This is a genomic window from Acinetobacter legionensis (genome assembly GCF_048551735.1).
Taxonomy (GTDB): Bacteria; Pseudomonadota; Gammaproteobacteria; order Pseudomonadales; family Moraxellaceae; genus Acinetobacter.
On the sequence record NZ_JBIMBV010000011.1, the window covers coordinates 110,039 to 134,755 of the forward strand.

The following is a 24,717-nucleotide window of genomic DNA, read 5'->3' on the forward strand; positions in this document are numbered from 1 at the left end:
GTTGATTTAATTGAAAATATTAATTAAAAGAAATTATGTTCTTGTGTCTGAGTTTTTGACAGGTTAACTATAGAATTTAAATTCTATCCCACACGATGGTGACATCCTTGTCACCATGCGCTAGATACATCACTTATGCATGAATGATGCTCAAAATAAAAGCTGTCTCATTTATATTCTGTTGATTGGTCTTAATTTTAGTGTTTTAAATGTCTTGGTCTAAAACCTGCTGCGAGCAGAGCAATACCATAAGCTACAATACCCACCACACATAACCCGATAACTTCAAGAATTCGAAGCCATTGCGACGCTGTACCATCATACCAATTTAAAGCAAACCATAGCGCACCAATCATCACGATATTAGCTATGGCAAATTGAAGGAATAATTTTTTCCAGTGCGCGCCAAAACGGAAAATATTTTTCTTATGTAAATAAAAATATAACATCCCAGCATTGACCAAAGCTGAACCTGAAGAAGCAATCGCTAAGGCCATATGCTCAGCTTGCCAATCAATCAATTTAAAAATACCAATAAAGATAATATTTAAAATCGCATTGGCTGCAACAGCCATTAAGCCGACACGTACAGGGGTTTTGGTGTCCTGAATGGCATAAAAGCCTGGTGCAAAAACTTTAATCAACATAAATGCCAGTACACCACCACTCATACATTGCAGTGCCATAGCGGTCATTTGCGTATCACGTGCATCAAAAGCACCATGCTGGAAAAGTGCTTGAATAATTGGCGTAGATAACATGAACAAAGCAATACTGGCTGGCACACCCACCAAGACAATCACACGAGCTGCCCAGTCTAACATTCTACGGAACTTGGCCTGATCTTGTTCTGCTTTACTCACAGAAAGAGACGGAAGAATCACGGTACCAATGGCAACACCAATCAATCCAAGTGGCAACTCGGTCATGCGTTCAGCACTATATAACCATGACACCGAGCCATCTTGCATGAATGATGCCCAGATTGTATTTAACAATAAGTTAATCTGAGTGACTGATACACCAAACAAAGCGGGTAACATCAGTTTTAGAATCCGATCTACACCTTCATGTTTAAAATCAACTTTAGGTGGAATCAGTAATTTTTTATTCCATAATTCAGGGATTTGAATGGCAAGTTGTAAAACCCCTGCTGCAACCACAGCCCAGCCTAAAGCCATGATCGGTTGAGCCATATGCGGGGCTAACCACCAAGCACCAGCAATCATTGCCACGTTGAGTAATACAGGCGAAAACGCTGGAGAAGCAAAAGACCCATAACTATTTAAAATACTGCTGGCAAATGCAGTCAATGACATAAACATCAGATAGGGAATCGTTAAACGAAACATATCTACAGCCAGATCAAATTTTGCAGGATCATTATGAAAACCCGGTGCATAGACATACAAGATCACAGGCGCAATAATCATACTGATTAAAGTTAACAACGACATCACCATTAACAAACAGCCAAACACACGACTAATGAGAATCTGTACTTCTGCATGCAGTTTTGTGGTTTTATATTCGGTGAGTACAGGAATAAAGGCTTGTGAAAAAGCCCCTTCTGCAAATAAACGCCTGAAAAAATTGGGAATACGAAAAGCAACCACAAAGGTGTCAAAATCCTTACCTGCCCCAAACACATTGAGCAAAACCATATCTCTGACTAAGCCCAAGACTCGTGACAACATGGTCATTGCACTGACAATAAAGGTGGATCGCCACAGCGCCATCGTATTCACCTAGTTAAAATAAAGTCGCTATTGTAATTAAATATTCTTAAAATTGCGTTGTTAAATCATAACCAGACGCTTATTTACTTCACTTGTTCTATCTTAATTTTTTCTGATTCAAACTTTCTCTAAACTGCTGCCATTGAAAATGTGGTCCAGGATCAGTTTTTCGTCCTGAAGCAATATCAGAGTGCCCTGTTAAATGATGATCAGTTTTCGGATAAGCGTGTTGCAAAGTGGCAACCACATCAACCAGTTGTTGATATTGGATCGCTTCAAAATCGCGATCATCACTTCCTTCAAGTTCAATGCCAATTGAATAGTCATTACACTCAACTTTACCCAGATAAGCTGAACGTCCTGCATGCCAAGCCCGATCATTAAAATTAACAAACTGGATAATTTCACCAGTTCGTAGAATCAATAAATGTGCAGAAACCTGCATACCCTCGATGGTTTGGAAATAAGGATGTACTGACCAATCCAGTTGATTTTGAAAAAACTGTTCAATATAACCTCCACCGAACTGTGAAGGGGGCAAACTAATATTGTGAATCACAATCAGCTGAATCTCTGTATTTTCAGGACGTTGATTATAGTTGGGTGATGGGACTTGTCTTGCGCCAATCAATTGACCATTTACGACCTGAAACTGCGGTGCAGATTGCATATCTTATTCCTACAGGATTTTTCTATTTTCAATAAAGCTGATTTTCAATATTTTAGTGTACTCTCGGGTCTGTTGACAATTCGTCTATGTTTGCGACGACGAGTATTTTTTAGGCGATACAAGGCACGAAATACGAAATTTAGTGATTCTAAATGATGAGAAACATCGTTTCGCAAGGTAACATGTAGTGGCAAAAAAAGACTCTAGTCCTCAGCTTCGACTTTCACTGCGAATAAAGTAATGCTTTGTTCTTGTTCAAGTTATGACTAAAATCATCTCAGTTTCCGTTATGAAACTTAAAAATAGTCTCACTATTCTCATTCATATTTTACGATGTATACGTCTCGTGCTTAATTTGAACCTACAACGCAAACTATTTATGAAATGTTAACAGATCCTAATCTATATAAAATAAAAACTTCTTCAAACTTGCAATGACAGTGCTAATATATCGCTCAGTTTTTAAGGGTGACTAAAATAGGGATATCCATGAGCATACCTGAATCTTTGCTTGAACAATCTATTCAAATTAATATTCAACAAGCACTCCAAGAAGATATTGGTGATGCTGATATTACTGCCCTACTCACACCAGAAGATGAGCAAGCGACGGCTACGATCATTTCGCGTGAAGATATGGTCTTGGCAGGACAACCTTGGGTCGATGCACTAATCAAAGCGTATGATCCAAACGTACAAATTACTTGGCTTAAAAATGATGGTGACTGGGTCAAAGCCAATGAAACCATTTATAAATTGGCAGGTTCTGCGCGTAGTTTGCTGACTGTTGAGCGTCCTGCATTAAACTTTGTGCAAACCCTGTCTGCAGTCGCAACCAAAACGGCTGAATATGTAAAATATCTAGAAGGTACAGCAACCAAATTATTAGATACACGCAAAACTTTGCCGGGTTTACGGATTGCACAAAAGTATGCAGTTGCTGTAGGTGGCGGTCAAAACCACCGCCTTGGTTTATTTGATGCGTTCTTAATTAAAGAGAATCACATCATGGCTGCCGGTGGTATTGCTCAAGCAATTGCCAAAGCGCATCAAATCGCACCAGGTAAGCCTGTTGAAGTCGAAGTTGAAACATGGGATGAACTGAATCAAGCACTTGAAGCCAAAGCCGATATCGTCATGCTAGATAATTTTAGCCAACAACAAATGATTGATGCGGTTAAACATGTTGCAGGGCGCTGTAAATTAGAAGCTTCTGGAAATATAACCCTTGAGAATTTAAGTGAAGTTGCACAAACAGGTGTTGACTATATTTCGATGGGTGTATTGACTAAAGATGTTAAAGCGATTGATTTATCTATGCGTTTTAATGCCTAATCACTCAATCATATTCGGTCATAAAGCAGTATCAATATACTGCTTTTTTTATTACAAAATATAACGATGAGTCAATAAATAATCAGCTAATTTTATGCAAAAGACCTTCTAAATAACAATCAAATTACGTGTACCAACAAAAGAGATAAACAATGAAAAAACATATTTTATATTCATCACTATTCACATTATCTATTCCGATCCTGAGCCATGCAGACACAATCAATGTGCATGTGTTAAGTGCAACAGTCAAAGATCAAAATATTGCTAATGCTGAAGTAATTTTGCAAAAAAATGGTGAACGCTCTGCATCAAGCTCTACCAATACAAGTGGCCGAGCTTCAGTCAATAGTAATACTACAAACAATTCAGATGATTTACTGATTATCAAAAAATCAGGTTATTCAACACTGGTTGCAAAATGCCCATGTGATGGCATGACCTACGCCTTAAGTCCGGTACTCAAAGATCTCAACAGTATGCGAATTGTACTGAATTGGGGGCAAAACCCTTTAGATCTCGATTCACACTTAAGTTATAAAAATCAGCATGTATATTGGGACAGTAAACAAGGTTTGGCTGCAAATCTGGATGTGGATGACACCGACTCTTATGGTCCTGAAACCGTCACGATTGATAAACGTTTAGAAGGTCAATATTATGTGTATTCAGTACATGACTTTTCTGATCGCACTCAACCAACTACGACCAATTTATCCAATAGCCAAGCCAAAGTCATGGTGTATGCGGGTGAATCACTGATTCGTTCTTATTATATTCCAACTGGTCAAACCGGGAATTTATGGACTGTATTTCGCATTAGCCCTGAAGGTGAAATTCAAGACATCAATCGTATTTCAGGAACCACGGTTAACGCAAGCCAAGTGGGTTCAACAGTATCAAATTATCAAAATCAAACCACTCGGGTAAATATTGTTCCTGTCTCAGCCGATGCGCAAAAAAGAGCCAAGACACTTAATTTAAGTGCAGATAAAGCCTATCAAAACAACCAGATTGAACAAGCTGCCATGCTCTATCAACAGTCTATCGACTACAATCCAAATGTTGGCCAGACCTATAGTAATCTTGCCGTTGCTTATCAAAAGCTCAATCGTTCCTCAGAAGCTTTATGGGCAAATCAAAAAGCCATTGCTTTGGCAGCCAATAACAATACCAAAGCTTATTCTCACTATAATATGGGTAAAATCTATGAAAATAATCAAGATTATGCCCAAGCTAAGCAACATTACCAATTGGCAAATCAATACAAACCAAGCGCGACTTATGATGAAGCGATACAACGTGTAAGCCAGTAAAAAAATTGCCCAAAGGATATCTACATTCTTTGGGCAACTTTGATGCTTTAGTTTGCTATTTTTTATTGATTAGTTTTAATTTTGCTTACAAAACAACCAGTTTTTACATAGAAAAGCCGTCTGAATAAGCCTATAATCTTTGGCTTCCAATACATTCCTGTAATTAGGCCAATGAAGACTTTGAAACAACAAGTTTTGTTTTTACTTGTCGCTTTTTTATCTGTATTTGCTTTTTTCTTATACCAAGAAGATATCACGCGTTTCTTTCAATTACGTGACATCTATCTAAAACCACGTCTGTATAAATATGGCTTTTCAATTCTCTTAAACTACGCCTTTATTAGTTTATTTTATTTAATTTTAAGAAAAACCTTTGCGACCATTTTACTCAGTCAATTTATTATTTTTTTGCTGAGCTTTATCAATATCAAGAAAGAGCAATATCTTTCTGCGAGTTTGGTTCCTAGTGATTTTTTATTATTTAAAGAAACCTTTATCGCCTCTCCAATCATGCTCAAAATTGCGGTCTTTGCAGCAATTGCTGTGTTTATTGGACTATTTGTATTTCTCTATAAAAAAGAGAAATTAGGGACAAAGCCGCTCCTCCTGACAAATAGCATTTTATCTTTTGCTATCCTTGGCTTCTTTATCACTGCGAACTTTAAAAATAATTTTAGTGAAGCGTGTGCCAATGCAGCAAAAAATTCAATTTGCCAATATGCAAAATATTTACCCAATACCCGTGGTGACTGGATCGGTGATCATTTAACCATTAAATACTTAGGTTTTTCGACCTTCTTTTTTTCCAAAACCGTAGATGGCTTAAACAATAAAATTTTCCAAACACAAGTTGTTCCTGAAGAAAAAGTTGCTGCTTTTTATCAACCAGTGACGGTTGAGCATGATGAAGAACCTATAGCGAATCTAGCATCAGATGATCAGTCACAACAAAAGTTATTGCCAAATATCGTTTTTGTGATGAGCGAGTCGCATTGGGATGCCACAAAATTAGATAGAAGCATTCCACGTAACATCACCCCAACAATTACTAAAAATCAGGTTTCTAGCTTATTGTCTCCAAGCTTTGGAGGAGGAACTGCTAACGTTGAGTTTGAAGTTTTAACCAGCCTAAATACCTATTTAAATCATAATGAATTGGCTTATGTATCAAAATTAAAACGCCCAACCTATTCATTACCAATGTACTTAAATACATTGGGTTATGAAACAACTGCAATGCATAACAACGGCAAATATTTTTATAACCGTAGCGCAGTTTATCAAAATCTAGGTTTTAACCGTTTTACTTCAATTGAAAATATGATCAACATGGCTGATCGCGCCAAATATATCAATGCTGCGGGTTGGGCTACTGATGATTTGATTTATAACAGCATTGAAAATCAGCTTAATAATACCGACAAACCTCAATTTATCTATGCCATCAGTGTTGAAAATCATCCAATGTATAGTGATGATCGCTTTGGTAAAGACCATTTTAAAATCACTAAAGATGGTGTGAGTGAAAACAGTAAACGTGCACTGAACACTTATTTAACGGGTATGCAACGTGCTGATGATAAATTTAAAACCCTGATTGAGCATGTCAAACAGCTTGATCGCCCAACAATTGTGATTTTCTTTGGTGACCATTTACCCAACTTACAAAGCGTTTACGATGAGTATGGCTTCTTTAAATCAGAGCAAGAAAAAGCTGAGAAAAAAGATGTGCGCTTCTTTGAAACACCACTTGCAGTTTGGGCAAATTTCCCGATTGATCAAAAGCAATTTAAAGGGCCTTTTGTGGCAGCACATTTCTTAGCACCCAAAGTATTAGAAGCTGCACATATTCCTCTTTCACCTTACTATGCTTTTGTAAATAAGGTGAGCGCTTGTTATACAACCGTTCATCAGACAGGTACGCAAACACAAAAATCTTGTGAATTTAACCAAGCTGAGATTCTACAACAGTATAAAGACATGAATATGGATGTGTTAAATGGTAAGAATTTCACTTATCAGACGTTAAAATCAAAAGCTGAAAGCTAGTCCTGTCCAAATGATTAAGAAGGTTCTCCAGAGTCTTCTTGATCATGCTGTCGTTCAGCCTGTTGTTGCGGTTCATTATTTTTTGCGTCAAATTCTTTGCTTTCGAAATCTTCACGGCGTGGATCTCCAGCCATCAATACAAAGGTAATCACCGCGAATAGAACAATGAGTATTTTCATAAACCTGCCATTTGCTAAAATTTTAAATATTCTAAATATCGGCTGATGAAAAGATTTGTAGAGTCTGTATACGAAACAAGGGATTTCAGCTGATTTATGTATCTATTGAGATAAATAGATGATTGGAATCTTAATCATGTAAGTTTGCGCAAATTATGTGAGCATTTATCAACTCAAAAATAAGGTGCAAAGCGCACCTTATTTAAATCATAAAAATTTAGCTATTTAAAATTAAGATTCTATGAATCCCATATAAGGGTCAGAAAATGAGTCTTTACCCGTTTCAATACGCCCAGCAAAACGGCGTTTAAAGGTGCTATCACCGTCTATTGTCACAGTAAAATCATACCAACCACCGAAATCAGACATATTCCAATTCAACTCCTTTTCTGTAGAAGCAGTTTCGATATTCCATGTCTTATTGGGTAGATAAGCATTGGCTTTCACCGTCAATTTTGCTGTTTTCGCAGCGTCATTACGAACTTTTAAATAGAGTTTAGGATCACACTCTTCAACACATACACGCACTTCTGGCAATGCATCTATTTGTGCAGACTTGACTAAATCTCCTGCAAAGCCACGATGGAAGCCATTTGGACCCAACACCCATAAATCGTATAGTCCATTTGAAGTGTTCCATACATCGTCCAATTGTTTGCCTGCTTCAACCATATAACGACGAGGAATTGCGTCTAAATTCAATTTGTCGTAAACATGGAAAACTGCGGCATGTGTTCCTGTATTGGAGAACATTAACTTCACCGTTTTTGTTGCCACATCAACTTTCGCACTACTATGTAAAATATAAGGTAATGCCCGAGACAATCGTGTTCCTAACTCTTGAACAGGATAGACCTGACTTAAAGGACGGGAAACCGGCGGCAATAGCGCTTGCGCATTACGAATCGCATCTGCATCATTCTTGGTTTTTTTACCCATCAAGTCCGAAATAGCGGTGGTATTTGGATTTTTAAAGTCAAAAGCTGTTGTTAAATCACCACATACAGCACGGCGATATGGACTAATATTCGGTTCTTGCACGCCAAAACGTTGCTCTAAGAAACGAATAACAGACGAATGATCAAAAACCTGTGAATTTACCCAACCACCACGGCTCCACGGAGAAATCACATACATGGGTACGCGTATTCCTGGACCATAGACTCCCACACCATTGCTGACTTTAGGATCAGTAAAGTTAGGTTGCCCTGCTGAAGCTTTAGGATGCGTAGCGTATTCATATGAGATTTGTTCATCACTCAAGGTGGTTTTACCTTGCATCACACCTGAAGCGTCTTTTGAAGGTGCACTTGGTGAAGGAACGTGGTCAAAAAAGCCATCATTTTCATCAAAGTTGACCAATAAAACCGTTTGACTCCAAATCGCAGGGTTTTCCGTTAAAGCATTTAAAACTTCCTGAATGTACCAAGCACCTTGTACAGGGCTTGATGGTCCTGGATGCTCACTATAGGCTGCAGGTGCAACCATCCAGCTGACTTGAGGTAATTGACCTTTGGCAATATCATCTTTAAATGAAGCGAGAAATCCGCCATCAGGCATCGTATTGGCAATCCCTTTATACAACGGTTGTATTGCATCAATGGCAGGATCATAAGCAGGACACGTGCTGTCATTGTTTACAGGTTTACCTGATAATTCATTGGCACGGCGATATTGTTTAAAACCAGCCAAAGGATTGTCGGTAAAGTTATCTGGCATATTTTGATAAACTTTCCACGTCACACCCGCTTGTTGTAGGCGCTCAGGATAGGTTGTCCAATCATAGCCTGTGCTTGATGCACCAATACTGTCTAAGTCATTGACGACACTGGCAACACCCGCAGCTTTAGGACCATTTGAACCTGTCCATAAGAACATACGATTCGAATTGGTTCCAGTATGCATTGCACAATGATATGCATCACACAGGGTAAAGGCGTTGGCAAGTGAGAACTGAAATTCAACTTCTTTTTGTTTGTAATATCCCATAGATTGGGGTTGTTTATATTGTACCCAATTGCCCATACGGCCATGGTTCCAAGCAAATTGCCCATCTGTCCATGAGTGTGGCGTACCGCTAACACGTTGTGCATTGCCACGCGTGCTGTCTAAATGATAGGGAAAGATTTTATTCTTATCTTTATCGTATTGTTCCCAAATCTTACGGTTATCGGATAGCGGAATGGTAAAACGATCACCAAACCCACGAACACCCTTTAATGTTCCAAAATAATTATCAAACGAGCGATTTTCTTGCGTCAAAATGATGACATGTTTTACATCTTTAATCGTGCCTGTTTCGACTTTGGCGTCAATGGCTAAAGCTTTTTGGATGCTGGCTGGAAAGCTGGCTAAAGCGGCTGTACCAAATATTGTTTTTGTTGAATTGACTAAAAAATCACGACGGTTCATCTCTATTTCCTTATTTTTTATTATGGTGCGCAATGTACTTTACACGCAGCGGGTGGCTGTGGATTCGTCGTTGAGCTTTCATTATCATCATTACAAGCACTGAGTAAGACACTCAGACTGGTCACTAAAATCAGCAAAAAATTTCGCATTGTCCTATCCATGAAATAAAGGTAGGGATAGTCAATACAACTGCTATGACGCTAGAGTGAAGTTTTTATGGCAGTTTGATGAATATTTTTTAAAAAATGATGAATATCAAATATTTGTTTTAATTTATAAATAAGCGACTTAGGTTAAAACAATTTTATGCAATAAAAAACGCATCCGAAGATGCGTTTTGTTTATAAAAATATATCAATATTTTAGAATTACCAACCAAGCGCTTCTTGTTGTTTTTTTACCAATTCCTGAATACCTTTTTCAGCCATTTCAAGCATTGCATTGGACTGAGCGCGGGTAAATGGTTTTTCTTCTGCAGTCCCTTGAATTTCAATAAACTCACCTGCTTGAGTCATCACCACATTCAAGTCTGTTTGACAGTTAGAATCTTCTTCATAGCAAAGATCAAGCAATACTTCATCTTGATACATGCCGACAGAAATCGCAGCAACAAGCCCTTTTAATGGATCATGCTTAATTTTCTTTTTCTCAAGAAGTACATTCATAGCATCAATTAATGCAACCGCAGCACCCGTAATTGCAGCAGTACGTGTACCACCATCTGCCTGAATCACATCGCAGTCGATGGTAATGGTGTTTTCACCCAATTTTTTCAAATCCACCATTGCACGTAAGCTACGACCAATCAAACGTTGAATTTCTTGAGTACGACCAGATTGCTTACCGCGAGCAGCTTCACGGTCGCTACGTGTATGGGTAGAACGTGGCAACATACCGTATTCCGCAGTCACCCAACCTTGGCCCTGACCCTTTAAGAAACGTGGCACTGAATTGTCAATACTTGCAGTACACAGCACTTTTGTATGACCAAATTCAACCAATACTGAACCTTCCGCATAACGGGTGTAGTTACGGGTAATTTTAACTTCACGTAATTGATCTAATGCACGTTGGTCGATACGCATAGCTTGTCCTTATGGGATTCAAAAAATATTGCGACTTATTATAACAGATCCAAGAGAGATGGTTTTGTTACAAGATGGTGGTTTTTGAAATTGCTCGCTAAATCTATATGTGGTGACTTAAATAAACGTCTATACAAAAAGATAGATATACAAACCACGTTTTAAAATTTTCGAAATTTAGCCAAAAATTTAAATGATGCTTATCAGCGTAAGCGACAACAACTTGTTGATACTTAAAGGCTGTATAAATGCATATATTAAAGACTATCTTGATTCCAAGTTTTATCTAAGTCTTTTAGGTGATTATACGCTTGTTCAAACTCAGTAAAACTGAATGTCAGAGTGGGGACGGAACAAGGGTTTTCCCAAATAACAGATGTTATAACATCATGTATATATCCCCATGCTAGTCCAAACCGAATCCACTTGACTTCAGTTTGAGTAACGACTTGCTCTACCATGATGACACTACATCCAAGATCTAAATCATCGGGACAAACTAAAAGAGGAACAACCGTTGAGACAGCACCATATTCAGAAAATTCAGGTTTAAGAAGCTTCCAAGCATTACTTAAGGCTTTATTATCTTCATAATCATATAGCCATCCTTGTGCTGGGACTAAATTATCTGCACGTTCAATGATATTAGTATTTCCGTGTATCCATATATTTAGCGGAATATTGTCAATTGCAAGAATAGGAAATGATTTTGAGTGACCATTTGCATCATGAACGCATCCGCTAATCGGATGTTCGCTTAAAGGGATGGCTGAAATGAAGTGCATATATTGATTAAGTACTTTCAAAAGATTCTAAAATCAACATAGCACAGCTTATACAAAAAATTAAAAATCACTGAATTTAAACATCACTTTAAAAGCAATAGAAGAACCTTATCTAACTCAATAAGGTTCTTCTAACAACAATTGATGATCTATTTTAAACAGCTATTGCACAAGTTGAATGAAGCAAAATAAGTACCTCAGCAACACCAATGCTTACACATCGCAAAAACTTTGTTTAAGCAAAAATACCCTTCAACTTTTGTAAAGACTGAGTAATGGTGGTTGTTAAACTATTTGGCAAAGAGCATTTGGCTAAACGAACCCATACACTGCCAAACTGTTTCATGAAATCTGCTTCATTATAGTTGATGCCATATTCCGCACATAAAGCTCTAATTTTTGGAGCAGCTTCTGAATAACGATTGGCAGGCATATCAGGGAACAAATGATGTTCAATCTGATGACTTAAATTCCCACTTAAAATATGCAACCAGTCTGTTCCAGTAAAATTACTAGAACCACGAATCTGACGTAAATACCATTCAGCACGGGTTTCATTTTCCACATTATCTGCTTCAAAAGTCTCTGCATCTTCAGTGAAGTGACCATTAAAAATCACCGCTGAAGACCACAAACTGCGAATCACATTAGCAATGGCATTCCCAGCTAAAACAGGTAAAGCATTGGGTCCTGCAATCACAGGAAAAAATACATAATCTTTTAGAATTTGACGACGGGCTTTTTTACGAAATTTTGCAGCATCTGCCCAAACCTGCTTCCAAGTTTTTGTTTTATAAATCAGCGCATCTTCCAAATGTAAATTTTGTAAGCCAACATACCATTCAAAAAACACCATCAATTGAATCGCTAAAGGAATATTAAACAAAAAACGCGGTTCCCATTTCTGTGATTCACTAACACGGAGTAAACCATAACCCACATCATGGTCTTTACCCACAATATTGGTATAGGTATGATGCACATAATTATGTGTGTATTTCCAATCATCACCTGTTGCCATGGTATCCCAGTCGTAATTTGCACCATTCAAACTTGGGTCATTTAACCAATCGAATTGACCATGCATAACATTATGACCCAACTCCATATTTTCCACGATTTTGGAAATGCCCAACAATCCTGTGCCCACCACCCAAACAGGTGGAATCCATCCGCCAAACATCAACATACCACGTGAAGCAATTTCACTATAACGGACAAAATTACGGATTTTATAAATATACTTGGCATCTTGTTCACCTAAACTGTCCATGATTTCACGGCGGATTTCATCAACACGGCGACCAAACTCTGCGGTTTGCTCTGGGTTTAAATGTTTCGATTTACTGTTTGGAAAAGTAACTGACATATTCATTGTCTTGCTCCTCAGCGCTTCATTTCTAGAAGCCTTAGCTGAATTTAGGTACAACTTCCTACGCCTAGGTTCAACAGACCGAGAAGTTGTTTAAATTTATTTAAATGATTGTTTTAATTTACAGATTAATAACCACAGGACTTATTGCTTGGCTGATACACAATTTGATCTGTGTATTTGAAGCATGGTCAATTTCTCCTGTCAGCATATTTTTGGTCGAACCACTCACTTTAGTACATGTACAAGTATTGCAGATCCCCATACGGCAACCATGAGTTGGCTTTAATCCCGCTTGTTCAGCGCTTTCAAGAAGATTTGATTTCGCAGCAAATTCTTGTTGTGAACGCAAAAACACCACGGGTTGTTCTTCTAAAGTTTCATCTACAGCGATCTGGAAAAATTCTTGTTTCAAACGATCTGCAATATTCAAATCTTGAAAAATTTGATTGATGCTTTGCATCATTGCACGAGCACCACACGCATAGCTTTGACGCTGTTGGAAATCAGGAACCAAACTTTCCAATAACTCGATAGTTAAATGCTGTTTTTGTTGCGCGGTATGAATATAGTGATAATTCAACAATGAATGTTGCTGATAAAGCTGTTCTAGATCTGCATGAAAAGCCTCATCACGACTAAAATAAATTAAATCAATTGGACGATTTGAATCTTTGAGTGCTTCAAGCAATAATGAATGGATTGCGGTAATTCCACTGCCTGACGCAATCAATAACAATGGCGATGCATCGGGAGCTAAAACAAAATCACCCTGAGCTTGTGACAGTTCAACAATGCTACCAAAAGCCATTTGGCTCAGCGCATTGGAGACTTTACCCTGTTGTTTTACAGCAATGATCATATCGCCATTATTCAAAAATTTAACCACAGAATAACTACGTTGTTGACGTACACCCGCAATTTCAACAGTTACAAGAACAGATTGTCCCGCTTTAAACTGTTGATGCTTAAAATTACGATTTGGACGTAATTGAATTTGATAAAAATCAGGGCTTAATGCACGAGTTTTAATAATCGTGGCTTTTACCTTTTTCCAAGCCCAAACAGGATTGATTTTTTCAGCGATAAAATCGACAAAATCCTCACGAACCCATTCTGGCTGATACTGCATATAGCTACTCATGTGACGTTCCTCTTTGTGCTTGCTATTTATTGAGTGAACAAACGTTCTTTTAGTGAACATATGTACACTATAATCATTTTTTAAATTCAGTCAACACCTGTACACTGACATTCGTCGTTTAATTTGTTTTTATTTTTGATAGACTCATCACAACAAAAATCTTTGGATACCAGAATGTCGATACGCGATGAACGAAAACAGCAAAGCCGTCAGGCTTTACTTGATGCTGCTTTAACCTTAAGCACTTCAGGTCGTTCATTTTCGAGTATCAGTTTGCGAGAAGTTGCCCGTGAAGTCGGTTTGGTCCCAACAGCGTTTTATCGCCATTTCCAAGATATGGATGAATTGGGGAAAGAACTGGTAGATCAAGTTGCGCTTTATTTAAAGAATGTCTTACACCAGTTGGGAAAAGGCCTAGCACATCCTGAAGCAAAAACCAAAACCAGCATGGTGCTGTTTTTTGAGGCGGTAGACAGCAGCTCGCAACAATGGATTTTTATGATTGCGGAACGTTGGGGCGGTTCGGAAGTGGTGCGTAAAGCCATTTCCCGTGAAATTGACTTCCTGAATGATGATCTTGCCAACGCGTTAAAAAAGTTTGAAGTTATAGCAAATTTTCATGATGAAAATGATTTAAAAGTGATCACCAATATTTTGATTAATTTATCTTTTACTTGGGCAATGTCATGGATCAACTTATCTCGACAATACTCTGGCATAGAACTTGAGTTGCAAAAAATGGTCCTTAAAAAACAATCGGTGACGCAAATCCGCTTAATTTTTAAAGGCATCGAAAATTGGGACCAAGATAGAGCTTAATTTATCTCCCAAACTCGCCTCTATATCACCCGCAATAAAAAACCCGCAATTGCGGGTTTTAAAAACATAAAAGCTTATTTGGCTTTACGTTCTTTATTGATGAGATAGTCAAGGACTTGCGTCACTTTACCGTCTTCACCTTGAACCACATATTTACCATTTACCACAACTGCAGGAACACCTGAAAGCTGATACTGTTGTGCCAATTGATTTGATTCAGCAATTTTTGCAGTAATCGCAAAAGAGCTATACATGCTGTTAAATTTCGCCTCAGGCACACCGTACTGAGTGAAGAATTTAGCAAAAGCATCTTTTTGTAGAACTTGCTGATTACCTGCATGATTGGTATGGAATAAAGGTAAATGCGTACGCTTACGTACACCCAATGCCTCACTCACATAATATGCTCGAGCACCTTGCTCCCATAATGGATTCATCGCTGCTGGGGTACGAATAAAGTTGACATCTTTAGGGATTTTCTTTAACCACGCTTGCATATGCGGTTCTAATGTAAAGCAGTGAGGGCATCCATACCAAAAAAACTCACGCACTTCAATTTTACCACGAACAGAAACTTTTCCTGGATTTTGCACCACGGTATAATCTTTACCTGCAACAAAATCAGCAGCCATGGCGTTTGCAGAAAATGCCATTACCATGGCAGTCATGCCACCTAAAATAAATTTTTTCATTGACTTTATTGTCCTCGTCGTCATCTCGTATAGCTTATGCATTCACTATAAAACAAATATGGGAAAATCGTTTTCCTTCTGTGAAGTTTTTTACACGATTCATCGCTTTTTTTGGATTTATGGTTACACTAGGGTCTGTTGATATTTCATAAATAGACGAAGTGTTAACAAACACTAGCATAACTGAACTTAATTTTTGATTAAAACAATTTACTTAGAGGTGCCCGGCATGTCGCAACTTAATGTTGATCCACAGGAAATTGCTAAATTTGAAGCGCTTGCTGCTTTATGGTGGGATCAACACTCTGAGTTCAGACCTTTACATCAAATCAATCCACTGCGTTTAAACTGGATTGATGAACATGCCAACGGTCTTACAGGTAAAAAGATTCTTGATGTAGGATGTGGTGGTGGGATTTTGGCTGAAAGTATGGCACGTCGTGGCGCCAATGTTTTAGGTATTGACATGGGTGTAGCACCATTGAATGTCGCTCGCTTACATGCTGAACAGGAAAATGTTCAAAATATTGAATATCGCCAAGTCCCTGTGGAGCAACTCGCAGAAGAACAAGCAGGGCAATACGATATTGTTACATGTATGGAAATGTTGGAACACGTTCCTGACCCAGCTTCTATCATCCAAGCTTGTCAAAAGCTAGTTAAACCAAATGGTCATGTGTTTTTTTCAACAATTAATCGTAATCCAAAGTCTTATTTATTCGCAATTATTGGTGCGGAATATGTATTACGTTTATTGAAAAAAGGCACCCACGATTATCATAAATTTATTAAACCGTCTGAACTTGCTGATGACATTCGTAACTCAGGTTTAAAACTTAAAGATATGACCGGCTTACACTACAACCCACTCACAAAACATTACTGGCTTGCGCCCAATGTTGATGTGAATTACATGGTTTATACTGTGAATGAAGGTGTTTGATGCAAGCTGTTCTTTTTGATTTAGATGGGACACTGATTGATACGGCTGCAGACTTTATCCGTATTATTCAAAATATGTGTCGAGAAGAAGGACGTGCAGTGGTTGATGCAGATTTGATCCGTACTCAGGTTTCTGAGGGTGCACGCGCAATGGTAAAACTGGTTTATCCAGAGCTTGAAGTGGATGATCCGATTTTTTTAGCACATCGTCAACGCTTTTTAGATCTGTATGGTGATGACATTGCTGTAGACACAGATCTGTTTGCTGGTATGTATCCTCTTCTGGCAGAGTTAGAAAGCCAGCAAATCCCATGGGGTATTGTGACCAATAAACCACGTTGGTTAAGTGAATCATTATTGAACGCATTGAACCTCACACAACGTTGCGCTGTTCTGGTGTGCCCTGAAGATGTCACTCAGACCAAACCAGATCCAGAGCCAATGTATCTAGCAGCAAAGCAAATTGATATTGCACCTGAACAATGTATCTATGTGGGTGATCATCCGCGAGATATTGATGCAGGACGTAATGCACAAATGTATACAATTCTCGCAGCTTATGGTTATTTACCATTACAGTACAAAGATGATTTAAATGCTTGGCAAGCCGACTGTATCGTAGGGAATGTTAATGAATTACATCAAGTTATTCGAAAACTTGTAGATATTTAAAGCCCAAAAAATCATACAATTTACCTAACAACATGATAAGTAACACTGAAACATCTTGAATATGATGTTTCAATGTTTTTATATAGAACATAGGCTGGTTGGCAGTTCACTTATTTATAATGAGCAGTGCATTTCCAACAGTGTAAGCTAAGACGTAAAAAATTTAATCATTCTAAATGATGAGAAACATTGTTTTATATGGTCAGGACATTGCGTCAAAAGCCTAAATTACATCATAACAATTATAGGAGGTCTCCCATGAAGTATTCAGAATATCAACCTCGCCCAGATTTATTGAAGGATAAAATTATCCTCATTACGGGTGCGGGAGACGGTATTGGACGTGCTGCTGCGCTCAGCTATGCCTTACACGGCGCAACAGTCGTGTTACATGGTCGCACGCTCAATAAACTTGAAGTCATTTATGATGAAATTGAATCACTTGGTGCCCCCCAACCTGCCATTCTTCCTTTGCAGCTTTCTACTGCCTCTTCACGTGACTATGAACTGCTTGTTGATACTCTAGAGCAACAATTTGGTCGCTTAGATGGTATTTTGCATAATGCTGGAATCTTAGGAGAGCGTGTTGAGTTGGCACATTATCCAGAAGAGATCTGGGATGATGTCATGGCGGTGAATTTACGTGCACCTTTTGTGCTCACCCAAGAATTACTGCCTTTACTGGAAAAATCTGAAAATGCATCAGTCGTTTTCGCTAGCTCTGGTGTAGGACGTGAAGCACGTGCTCAATGGGGTGCTTACTCGGTTTCAAAGATTGCGATTGAAGCGGTCAGTAAAATATTTGCCAAAGAAAATACTTATCCAAATATTCGTTATAACTGTATCAACCCAGGTGGGACCCGTACCGCTATGCGTGCCAAAGCTTATCCTGATGAGGACCCAAAGGTTTTACCATCACCTGAAGCCATCATGCCTGCTTATCTCTACCTCATGGGAGATGATAGCCTTGCGTTGAATGGTGAAAGTATTGACGCACAGGATTAGCTCCATCTTTCTTTCTCCACGCTTTTCAAAGTGTGGAGAAAATCATAAGAGATCCTCTCATTTAAACTATTGATCATAGAGTCAAACTAAAAATATTATAAAGACTTACATTAAAATCGTTTTACCCAATAAAAACTATAATTTTATTCAGCTTCTTAAATAACAAGGATTCTTCTATAGTGTTACTCAAGTTAAACAGATCAATTTGAGGCGTTTTTTATGAAAGATTTAAAACATAAAGTGGAGATGATTCGCTCTATCGAACAATTACAGCTCCCAAATCATTTTATTCAGGCCTTAGATGATGCGCATCAAGCAAAAGATATTATCAAAGCAATCAATTGCTTAAAGGAGATGAATCAGCAGTGGTCTTAATCTTTCATGCTGAATTTATAGCGGAGTCATCTCTCTAAGTATATTTTCATAAATATTTACATTTTTTAGTTACCTATTCCGCTTAAAAAAATTTGCTGCAATGCATTACAGGCCAAAGCTTTGCAATAATCCTTTTCACTTTTATATAAATATGTTTTTATTATGTCTGTCATTTTAAATGAAAAACTGAACTTTCTTCACAGTTTCTCTGCAATTTAGCAGTACATTAGTGAGGTCAAAATAAACATATTGAATAAGCGAGGACGATTATGAAAAAGATTTTAGCGATCATCGCCATCTCTTTATCAACACTGTTGACGGCTCAGATCAGCAGTGCAGGTCCTCATTTTGACGATGACAATGGTTTTGATCGTGGCAAAAGCGAACGTGGAGATCGTGGACGCAATCATCGTGATCGTGGTAATGATGATGACAACATTCAAGAACAACGTCGTGAACGTGAAGAACGTGGCGTAAAACGTTTGCAACAGCACAAATGGCAAATGGGTTATGTAATGCCACAGCATTATCGTGGTAATAGTTACAAAGTTGATTATAAAGACGAAAACCTTCCAAAGCCTTCGCGTAATCAACAGTGGTATAAGATTAACAATGACTATATCTTGGTCGATTCAGATAATAATAATATTGTGAATATCCGAGGGATGTAGTTTTTTAAATATTTTGCTTTCATAGGCTCAAACACTTTTTTTGTTTGAGCTTTTTTTTGCCTAAATTTCAGTTTTTACACTCTGTTTTTAAAAAACTCTAGAAACATCCATAAAATTGACAATCGAATGATATTTCTCCATTTTTTATCTTAACTTAAATTGTAGTTTGAATGATCGGATAAACTATCCGTCTTAAAAGGTCGAATCAAATGAGAAAGGTTATAAGCGCAATCACACTATCACTCAGTGCCTTAGTTACAACTTCGGTAATGGCCAACTGGGATCATGGGCGTGATCATCGTCCTGCTACATCACATGAAAAATTTGAATGGCGAGAGGGTGTAATTTTACCTGATCGTTATCAGGACAATCGATATTACGTGAATGATTATCGGACATACAAAAATCTGCATCAACCTGCTAAATTCGAACGTTGGTATAAAGTAGATGGCCGTTATGTACTGGTCAATGAACGCAACCATCATATTATTCGTGTCATTCGATAATATCTAAACTGCTAGATTTACAGCCCAAATTCATTTTTGGGCTTTTTTAATTGTGAAAAGAAAATGCCAATATGTCTCTTCATCAAGTCTTCATACATTTCACAATTCACCTAAACCATGCTCACTGTTTATCTCAAATGATTGAGTAATTTGATTACATCAAAGGACAAAAGTTCAATTCAGGTGTATCAAATGAAAAATATCTTAACCACACTAGCTTTATCAATGAGTGCTTTTATTGCAACATCGGCGATCGCTGCACCCCATGATTATCATCGAAATGATAACCAGCGCTATCAACAAAACCATTGGGATCATAAATATGACAATCGTTGGAATAAAAACAATCATTATGACAACCGCGTAAATTCGAATCAACGCTGGCGCTCAGGGCAGTACTTCCCGACTCAATTCAATTCTTCGCGCTATCATGTCAATTATAAAAACTACCGCCAGTTACCTAAACCTGGAAGATATCAGCAATGGTACAAAGTGAATGGTGACTATGTCCTCGTAAATGAGCGAAATAATCGTATTATTCGCGTGATTGATTAATGGCTATATTTTAAGTTTCAAACCCAAGTTAGCTTGGGTTTTTTCATATTTTGAGAATCTGCTTAAAACCTAATTGATTCAACAAATAAATAAAACACATACTTTCATTTATATCTCCATAGTTTCTCTATATTTTACGATTAGATTTAATGTGAAGGCATTAATTATTGAGTGAAATAGAAAAGCCAAATATCATCAGTAAATTGTTCAAAATGAAAGATTAGAATGTGTAATTTCGATGAACAGCAATCGTTAAAATATCTGGCTTTTAACTCAATATTCCAAAGTGAATCGTAAAATTAATATACCCTTTCGCACTCGTCCTCCCACGTTCGAGTGCTTTTTTTATTCAATAGCGTCTGTTGACATTTCATAAATGGCTTGTGTAGTCGAATATAATCGAGCATGAGACATAAACGTCATAAAACATGAAACTTGAGATCATTTTAGCTACAACCTGAGCAAGAACAAAGCATTGCTTTGTTTGCAGCGCGCAAGGCACAGCAATGGGGACTAGCGTTTTTTGCCGTGACGACGTTACATTGCAAAAGATGTTTCTCATCATTTAGAATAACTATATTTCGTATTTCGTGCGTTGTTTCACCTAAAAAGTCGCATAGTCGCAAACATAGACGAATTGTTAGCAGACTCTATTATTCTTACGCTATTTTTGTTTAGAATCGCGGTATAGCAATCATCAATACTGAGATAGGCATGCAAACCGACAGTTTAGAAACAATACAAAGCACAACACAAGAATACGTGCATTGGTTTCGTCACTCTGCACCCTATATCAATGCTCATCGTGGTAAAACCTTTGTATTGATGTTTGGTGGTGAAGCTGTTGAACACGAAAATTTTCAGCATATTATTCATGATATTGCCCTGCTCCATTCATTGGGCATACGACTGATTTTGGTCCACGGCGCACGCCCGCAAATTACTGCCAATTTGCTTCACAATAAAATTCAAAGTCCTATTCATATCAATCGTCGTGTTACTACACGTGAATCATTGCCTTGTGTCATGAGCGCTGTGGGTTCTATTCGTCTACAAATCGAAGCACTACTATCTATGGGGCTTGCTAATTCACCCATGTTTGGCGCACGCATTGATGTGGTCTCAGGTAATTTTGTCACAGCAAAGCCATATGGTATTCGTGATGGTGTCGATTTCCAGCTCACTGGCGAAGTACGCACAATTGATACTGAAGCCATTCAACGCCATTTAGGTAATCAAAATATTGTATTACTGGGACCCACAGGATATTCCACTACAGGTGAAGTATTTAACTTGCTTGCAGAAGAGGTGGCGACAAAAACAGCCATTCATATCAAAGCTGATAAATTGATTTTTTTAGGAAATCAACAAGGCTTAATGGATGAGTATGCGCAATTGAAACGTGAAATTACTCCACTTCAACTCGATAAACATATTGAAAAATATCAAGATTCAAATTTTGAAATCGCCTTACATTTGCACAATGCAAAAGAAGCATCGCTAAAAGGTGTAAATCGCGTTCATCTACTTTCCTACAGCGATGATGGTGCCTTGATCAAAGAGCTCTTCACCCGTGATGGGCATGGCACTATGATCACTGATGCACATTATGAAGAAGTTCGTATGGCAAATATTGGTGATGTCGGTGGCTTGATTAATTTATTACGCCCTTTGGAAGATGAAGGAATTTTAGTGTATCGTTCACGCGAACGTTTAGAAAATGAAATCGAGAAATTTGCCGTCATTGAGCGAGATGGAACCATTCTCGCATGTGCTGCACTCTACCCGATTCCTTCAACAGAAAATGAAGTCAAATCAGCTGAAATTGCCTGTGTAGCCGTACATCCAAGCTATCGTAAATCTAATCGTGGTAGCCAAATTCTGCATTTTTTAGAAGAAAATGCACGTCAAATGGGTATTCAGCAACTGTTTGTTTTAACCACGCGAACCGCACACTGGTTCTTAGAGCATGGTTTTGAAATGGCAAATGTTGATGATTTACCTGAGGCTCGCCAAGCGCTATATAACTATCAACGTAATTCGATGGTCTTTAAAAAATCAATTGCTTAAAATTGATCAAAATGATTATTTTAAACAAATTATCACATTTGCTTCTAAGCTTATCTCAATAGATTCCATCCACCAGAGTATTTTCTTATTCTTGAGGATGGAATCTATATATGGCGATTGAATAACACAAATAACATCATAATTTTCAAATTCTTATAATATTATATTTTTATAGAATATCAGCTTTATATTTCTCATTTACAGATAACCTTAGCAATTTATTGTTTATCTATTTTTTTCATTAGTAATCACTAAAAATTTATTTTTTTGAAAATACAAAGCCTTTTAAGCTGATGCTCATGCCTTTTTTAGACTTTATAGGAGCATCGTGACTCATGGCGAGCTTATTTCAACCTTCCTGGAAAAAAATCACCCTTGTTAGTGTTAGCCTTGCCACCATCATGATGCTTAGTGGATGCTCAAAACCACAAGAAACCACAACTTTAAATATCGGTTTCCAAAAATATGGGGTATTGCCCATCATCAAAGCACGTGGTGACTTAGATAAAGCCTTAAAAGAGAAAGGGGTAAACGTTAAATGGGTTGAATTCCCTGCTGGGCCACAACTTCTAGAAGGTTTAAATGTTGGTAGTGTCGCCTTTGGTGAATCTGGGGAAGCACCGCCTATTTTCGCCCAAGCTGCAAACTCAAATCTGGTCTATGTTGCTAATCAACCTGCTGCGCCCTTGGCTGAAGCCTTAATTGTGCCGAAAGATTCAGCCATTCGATCGGTCCAAGATTTAAAAGGTAAGCGTGTAGTTTTGAATAAAGGTTCAAATGTACATTATCTTTTACTCAAAGTTTTGGAAGCAAATCATTTAAAACTTGATGATATTCAAGTGGTCTATCTACCACCAGCTGATGCCCGTGCCGCTTTTGAAAAAGGTGCAGTAGATGCTTGGGTGATTTGGGATCCGTTCTTTGCTGCTGCAGAAAAGCAACTCAATGCAAAAGTCCTTGCGACAGGTCAAAACTTGGTGAATAACCATCAATTCTATTTGGCTGATCGTAAGTTCGCTGAACAACATCCCGATGTTTTAAAAATTGTGGTCAATGAACTGAATACAACAACGCAGTGGGTGTCTCAACATCAAACTGATGCGGCAAAACTCTTAGAAAAACCGACAGGCTTACCGCTTGATATTTTGAATACCTCAATTTCTCGTATGGGTTTTGGTGTCACTCCAATTTCTAACGATGTGGTCAAGAAGCAGCAAGATGTCGCAGATGCTTTTTATCAACAAAAACTTATTCCCAATAAAATCAATATTCAAGCAGCTGTTTTAGCAAACTAATTTCGCCAACAGCTCCGCTAAAGAGGACATCAATATGACCCAGCAAATCGCGCAACAAAACACATCATCATGGTTCAATGCAACGACTCATGCCATGACCACTATGTTGATCTGTAGCGCAATGCTGGGTTCAGCCTCTGTGTGGGCAATCGATCCAACGGTAAAAGAATTACGTATCGGCTTTCAAAAAAGTTCTATTAATTTTGCAATCGCCAAACAACAGAAATTGTATGAGAAAGAATTCCCAAATGCCAAAATCACTTGGAATGAATTCCCTGCAGGCCCTCAAATTTTAGAAGCCCTTGCTGTAGGTTCTCTGGATATTGGTGTCACTGGTGATACCCCACCAGTATATGCCCAAGCCGCGAATAAACCGCTGTACTACATTGCCTATGAAGCAGCCAAGCCATTGGCTTCGGCAATTTTAGTGCCTAAAGATTCAAAAATCACCAAACTCAATGAATTGAAAGGTAAACGCATTGCGTTGCAGAAAGGATCTAGTGCGCATTATTTACTGGTACAAGCTGTACGTAAAGCTGGTTTGCAATGGTCAGACATTCAACCGATTTGGTTAACCCCTGCTGATGCCCGTGCTGCATTTCAAAAAGGTGCTGTCGATGCTTGGGCAATTTGGGATCCATTCTTTGCATCTGCACAAGTAGAAGATCAGGCGCGTATCCTCGCCTCAGGACAGGGTTTAAGTCCGAATTATACCTTCTATTTGGCATCACCAGATTTTATAAAGAAATATCCTCAAGCAGTTAAAGGCATTATCCAGCAAATTAATACTGCTGATAAATGGGTACAAGCCAATCGTGTCGCAACAGCTCAAGCCATCGGACAAAGCACCGGTTTAAAACCAAAAGTTAGTCAAACTTTTATTGAGCGACGCCCAAGACCTTCTGGTGCAGCACCACTTTCAGCAAAAGTAATTGCAGATCAGCAACAGCTGGCCAATCGTTTTAGCGAACTCAAAATTATTCCAAACAGCATAGATATCAAACAAGCGGTTTGGACAGTGAAATAATA

24 protein-coding genes are annotated in these 24,717 nt (G+C 38.1%); 14 read left to right on the forward strand and 10 right to left on the reverse strand.

Translation table 11 applies throughout. The annotated features are described in order from the left end of the window. Positions 1-197: 197 nt before the first annotated feature. Together murJ and ampD are read right to left on the reverse strand one after the other, a co-directional pair. On the reverse strand, positions 198-1,748 hold the full coding sequence (gene murJ, locus ACG9ZL_RS11795) for a murein biosynthesis integral membrane protein MurJ (RefSeq protein WP_419360116.1): 1,551 nt from the start codon (positions 1,746-1,748) through the stop codon (positions 198-200). An 88-nt stretch (positions 1,749-1,836) separates the two neighbouring features. Beyond that, a complete protein-coding gene (gene ampD / locus ACG9ZL_RS11800; RefSeq protein ID WP_419360118.1) occupies positions 1,837-2,409 on the reverse strand; it encodes a 1,6-anhydro-N-acetylmuramyl-L-alanine amidase AmpD in 573 nt (190 codons plus the stop codon). 489 nt (positions 2,410-2,898) lie between these two features. Here ampD and nadC point away from each other — a divergent pair, with 489 nt between their 5' ends. The 3 genes from nadC to ACG9ZL_RS11815 all read left to right on the forward strand — a co-directional run bounded on the left by nadC (position 2,899) and on the right by ACG9ZL_RS11815 (position 7,109). Further along, positions 2,899-3,744, forward strand: a complete 846-nt coding sequence (gene nadC, locus ACG9ZL_RS11805) for a carboxylating nicotinate-nucleotide diphosphorylase (RefSeq protein ID WP_419360119.1) — start codon at positions 2,899-2,901, stop codon at positions 3,742-3,744. Positions 3,745-3,896: 152 nt separating this feature from the next. Next, positions 3,897-5,060: a DUF2135 domain-containing protein gene (locus ACG9ZL_RS11810; RefSeq protein WP_419360121.1), complete on the forward strand. Its 1,164-nt coding sequence runs from the start codon at positions 3,897-3,899 to the stop codon at positions 5,058-5,060. Between the two features lie 171 nt (positions 5,061-5,231). Then, positions 5,232-7,109 (forward strand): LTA synthase family protein, encoded by a 1,878-nt coding sequence (locus tag ACG9ZL_RS11815; protein WP_419360123.1) that lies wholly within the window; start codon positions 5,232-5,234, stop codon positions 7,107-7,109. Between the two features lie 14 nt (positions 7,110-7,123). Here the strand turns inward: ACG9ZL_RS11815 and ACG9ZL_RS11820 are convergent, their stop codons facing one another. The 7 genes from ACG9ZL_RS11820 to ACG9ZL_RS11850 form a co-directional block, all read right to left on the reverse strand. Continuing rightward, entirely contained in the window at positions 7,124-7,288 is a 165-nt protein-coding gene (locus ACG9ZL_RS11820) for an ABZJ_00068 family colistin stress protein (RefSeq protein WP_336953823.1), read from the reverse strand. 231 nt (positions 7,289-7,519) lie between these two features. After that, positions 7,520-9,700 (reverse strand): phosphocholine-specific phospholipase C, encoded by a 2,181-nt coding sequence (locus ACG9ZL_RS11825; protein WP_419360125.1) that lies wholly within the window; start codon positions 9,698-9,700, stop codon positions 7,520-7,522. Positions 9,701-9,720: 20 nt separating this feature from the next. Beyond that, on the reverse strand, positions 9,721-9,849 hold the full coding sequence (locus ACG9ZL_RS11830) for a hypothetical protein (RefSeq protein WP_262087376.1): 129 nt from the start codon (positions 9,847-9,849) through the stop codon (positions 9,721-9,723). A gap of 219 nt (positions 9,850-10,068) precedes the next feature. Beyond that, positions 10,069-10,785 (reverse strand): ribonuclease PH, encoded by a 717-nt coding sequence (gene rph / locus ACG9ZL_RS11835; RefSeq protein WP_004723527.1) that lies wholly within the window; start codon positions 10,783-10,785, stop codon positions 10,069-10,071. Positions 10,786-11,042: 257 nt separating this feature from the next. After that, positions 11,043-11,570: a hypothetical protein gene (locus ACG9ZL_RS11840; RefSeq protein WP_166783564.1), complete on the reverse strand. Its 528-nt coding sequence runs from the start codon at positions 11,568-11,570 to the stop codon at positions 11,043-11,045. A gap of 235 nt (positions 11,571-11,805) precedes the next feature. Further along, positions 11,806-12,945 carry a fatty acid desaturase family protein gene (locus ACG9ZL_RS11845; protein ID WP_419328491.1) on the reverse strand — a complete coding sequence of 380 codons (1,140 nt, stop codon included), beginning with the start codon at positions 12,943-12,945 and terminating at the stop codon, positions 11,806-11,808. Positions 12,946-13,063: 118 nt separating this feature from the next. Continuing rightward, a complete protein-coding gene (locus ACG9ZL_RS11850; protein WP_336953827.1) occupies positions 13,064-14,086 on the reverse strand; it encodes a ferredoxin reductase in 1,023 nt (340 codons plus the stop codon). Positions 14,087-14,260: 174 nt separating this feature from the next. Between ACG9ZL_RS11850 and ACG9ZL_RS11855 the strand changes: the two genes are divergently transcribed. Continuing rightward, positions 14,261-14,905 carry a TetR family transcriptional regulator gene (locus ACG9ZL_RS11855; RefSeq protein ID WP_336953828.1) on the forward strand — a complete coding sequence of 215 codons (645 nt, stop codon included), beginning with the start codon at positions 14,261-14,263 and terminating at the stop codon, positions 14,903-14,905. 74 nt (positions 14,906-14,979) lie between these two features. Here the strand turns inward: ACG9ZL_RS11855 and ACG9ZL_RS11860 are convergent, their stop codons facing one another. After that, positions 14,980-15,597, reverse strand: coding sequence for a thiol:disulfide interchange protein DsbA/DsbL (locus ACG9ZL_RS11860; protein WP_419360127.1), 618 nt, complete (start codon positions 15,595-15,597; stop codon positions 14,980-14,982). Positions 15,598-15,826: 229 nt separating this feature from the next. Between ACG9ZL_RS11860 and ubiG the strand changes: the two genes are divergently transcribed. The 10 genes from ubiG to ACG9ZL_RS11910 all read left to right on the forward strand — a co-directional run bounded on the left by ubiG (position 15,827) and on the right by ACG9ZL_RS11910 (position 24,715). After that, a complete protein-coding gene (gene ubiG / locus ACG9ZL_RS11865) occupies positions 15,827-16,540 on the forward strand; it encodes a bifunctional 2-polyprenyl-6-hydroxyphenol methylase/3-demethylubiquinol 3-O-methyltransferase UbiG (protein WP_336953830.1) in 714 nt (237 codons plus the stop codon). After that, the gene (locus ACG9ZL_RS11870) at positions 16,537-17,211 is read left to right on the forward strand and encodes an HAD family hydrolase (RefSeq protein WP_336953831.1); all 675 of its coding nucleotides are present in this window, start codon (positions 16,537-16,539) and stop codon (positions 17,209-17,211) included. The genes ubiG and ACG9ZL_RS11870 overlap by 4 nt, the downstream gene beginning before the upstream one ends. A 258-nt stretch (positions 17,212-17,469) precedes the next feature. Beyond that, positions 17,470-18,216 carry a YciK family oxidoreductase gene (locus ACG9ZL_RS11875; protein WP_336953832.1) on the forward strand — a complete coding sequence of 249 codons (747 nt, stop codon included), beginning with the start codon at positions 17,470-17,472 and terminating at the stop codon, positions 18,214-18,216. 219 nt (positions 18,217-18,435) lie between these two features. Further along, positions 18,436-18,591 carry a hypothetical protein gene (locus tag ACG9ZL_RS11880; RefSeq protein ID WP_336953833.1) on the forward strand — a complete coding sequence of 52 codons (156 nt, stop codon included), beginning with the start codon at positions 18,436-18,438 and terminating at the stop codon, positions 18,589-18,591. A gap of 269 nt (positions 18,592-18,860) precedes the next feature. Next, positions 18,861-19,262 (forward strand): RcnB family protein, encoded by a 402-nt coding sequence (locus tag ACG9ZL_RS11885; protein WP_336953834.1) that lies wholly within the window; start codon positions 18,861-18,863, stop codon positions 19,260-19,262. A 209-nt stretch (positions 19,263-19,471) separates the two neighbouring features. Then, complete coding sequence (locus ACG9ZL_RS11890; protein WP_336953835.1) at positions 19,472-19,768, forward strand: RcnB family protein; 297 nt, start codon at positions 19,472-19,474, stop codon at positions 19,766-19,768. A gap of 192 nt (positions 19,769-19,960) precedes the next feature. Next, on the forward strand, positions 19,961-20,323 hold the full coding sequence (locus tag ACG9ZL_RS11895) for an RcnB family protein (RefSeq protein WP_336953836.1): 363 nt from the start codon (positions 19,961-19,963) through the stop codon (positions 20,321-20,323). A gap of 714 nt (positions 20,324-21,037) precedes the next feature. Next, complete coding sequence (argA, locus tag ACG9ZL_RS11900; RefSeq protein ID WP_336953837.1) at positions 21,038-22,393, forward strand: amino-acid N-acetyltransferase; 1,356 nt, start codon at positions 21,038-21,040, stop codon at positions 22,391-22,393. Between the two features lie 335 nt (positions 22,394-22,728). Continuing rightward, positions 22,729-23,688: a sulfonate ABC transporter substrate-binding protein gene (locus tag ACG9ZL_RS11905; protein ID WP_336953838.1), complete on the forward strand. Its 960-nt coding sequence runs from the start codon at positions 22,729-22,731 to the stop codon at positions 23,686-23,688. Positions 23,689-23,782: 94 nt separating this feature from the next. Then, positions 23,783-24,715 (forward strand): sulfonate ABC transporter substrate-binding protein, encoded by a 933-nt coding sequence (locus tag ACG9ZL_RS11910; protein WP_336953860.1) that lies wholly within the window; start codon positions 23,783-23,785, stop codon positions 24,713-24,715. Positions 24,716-24,717: the final 2 nt, after the last annotated feature.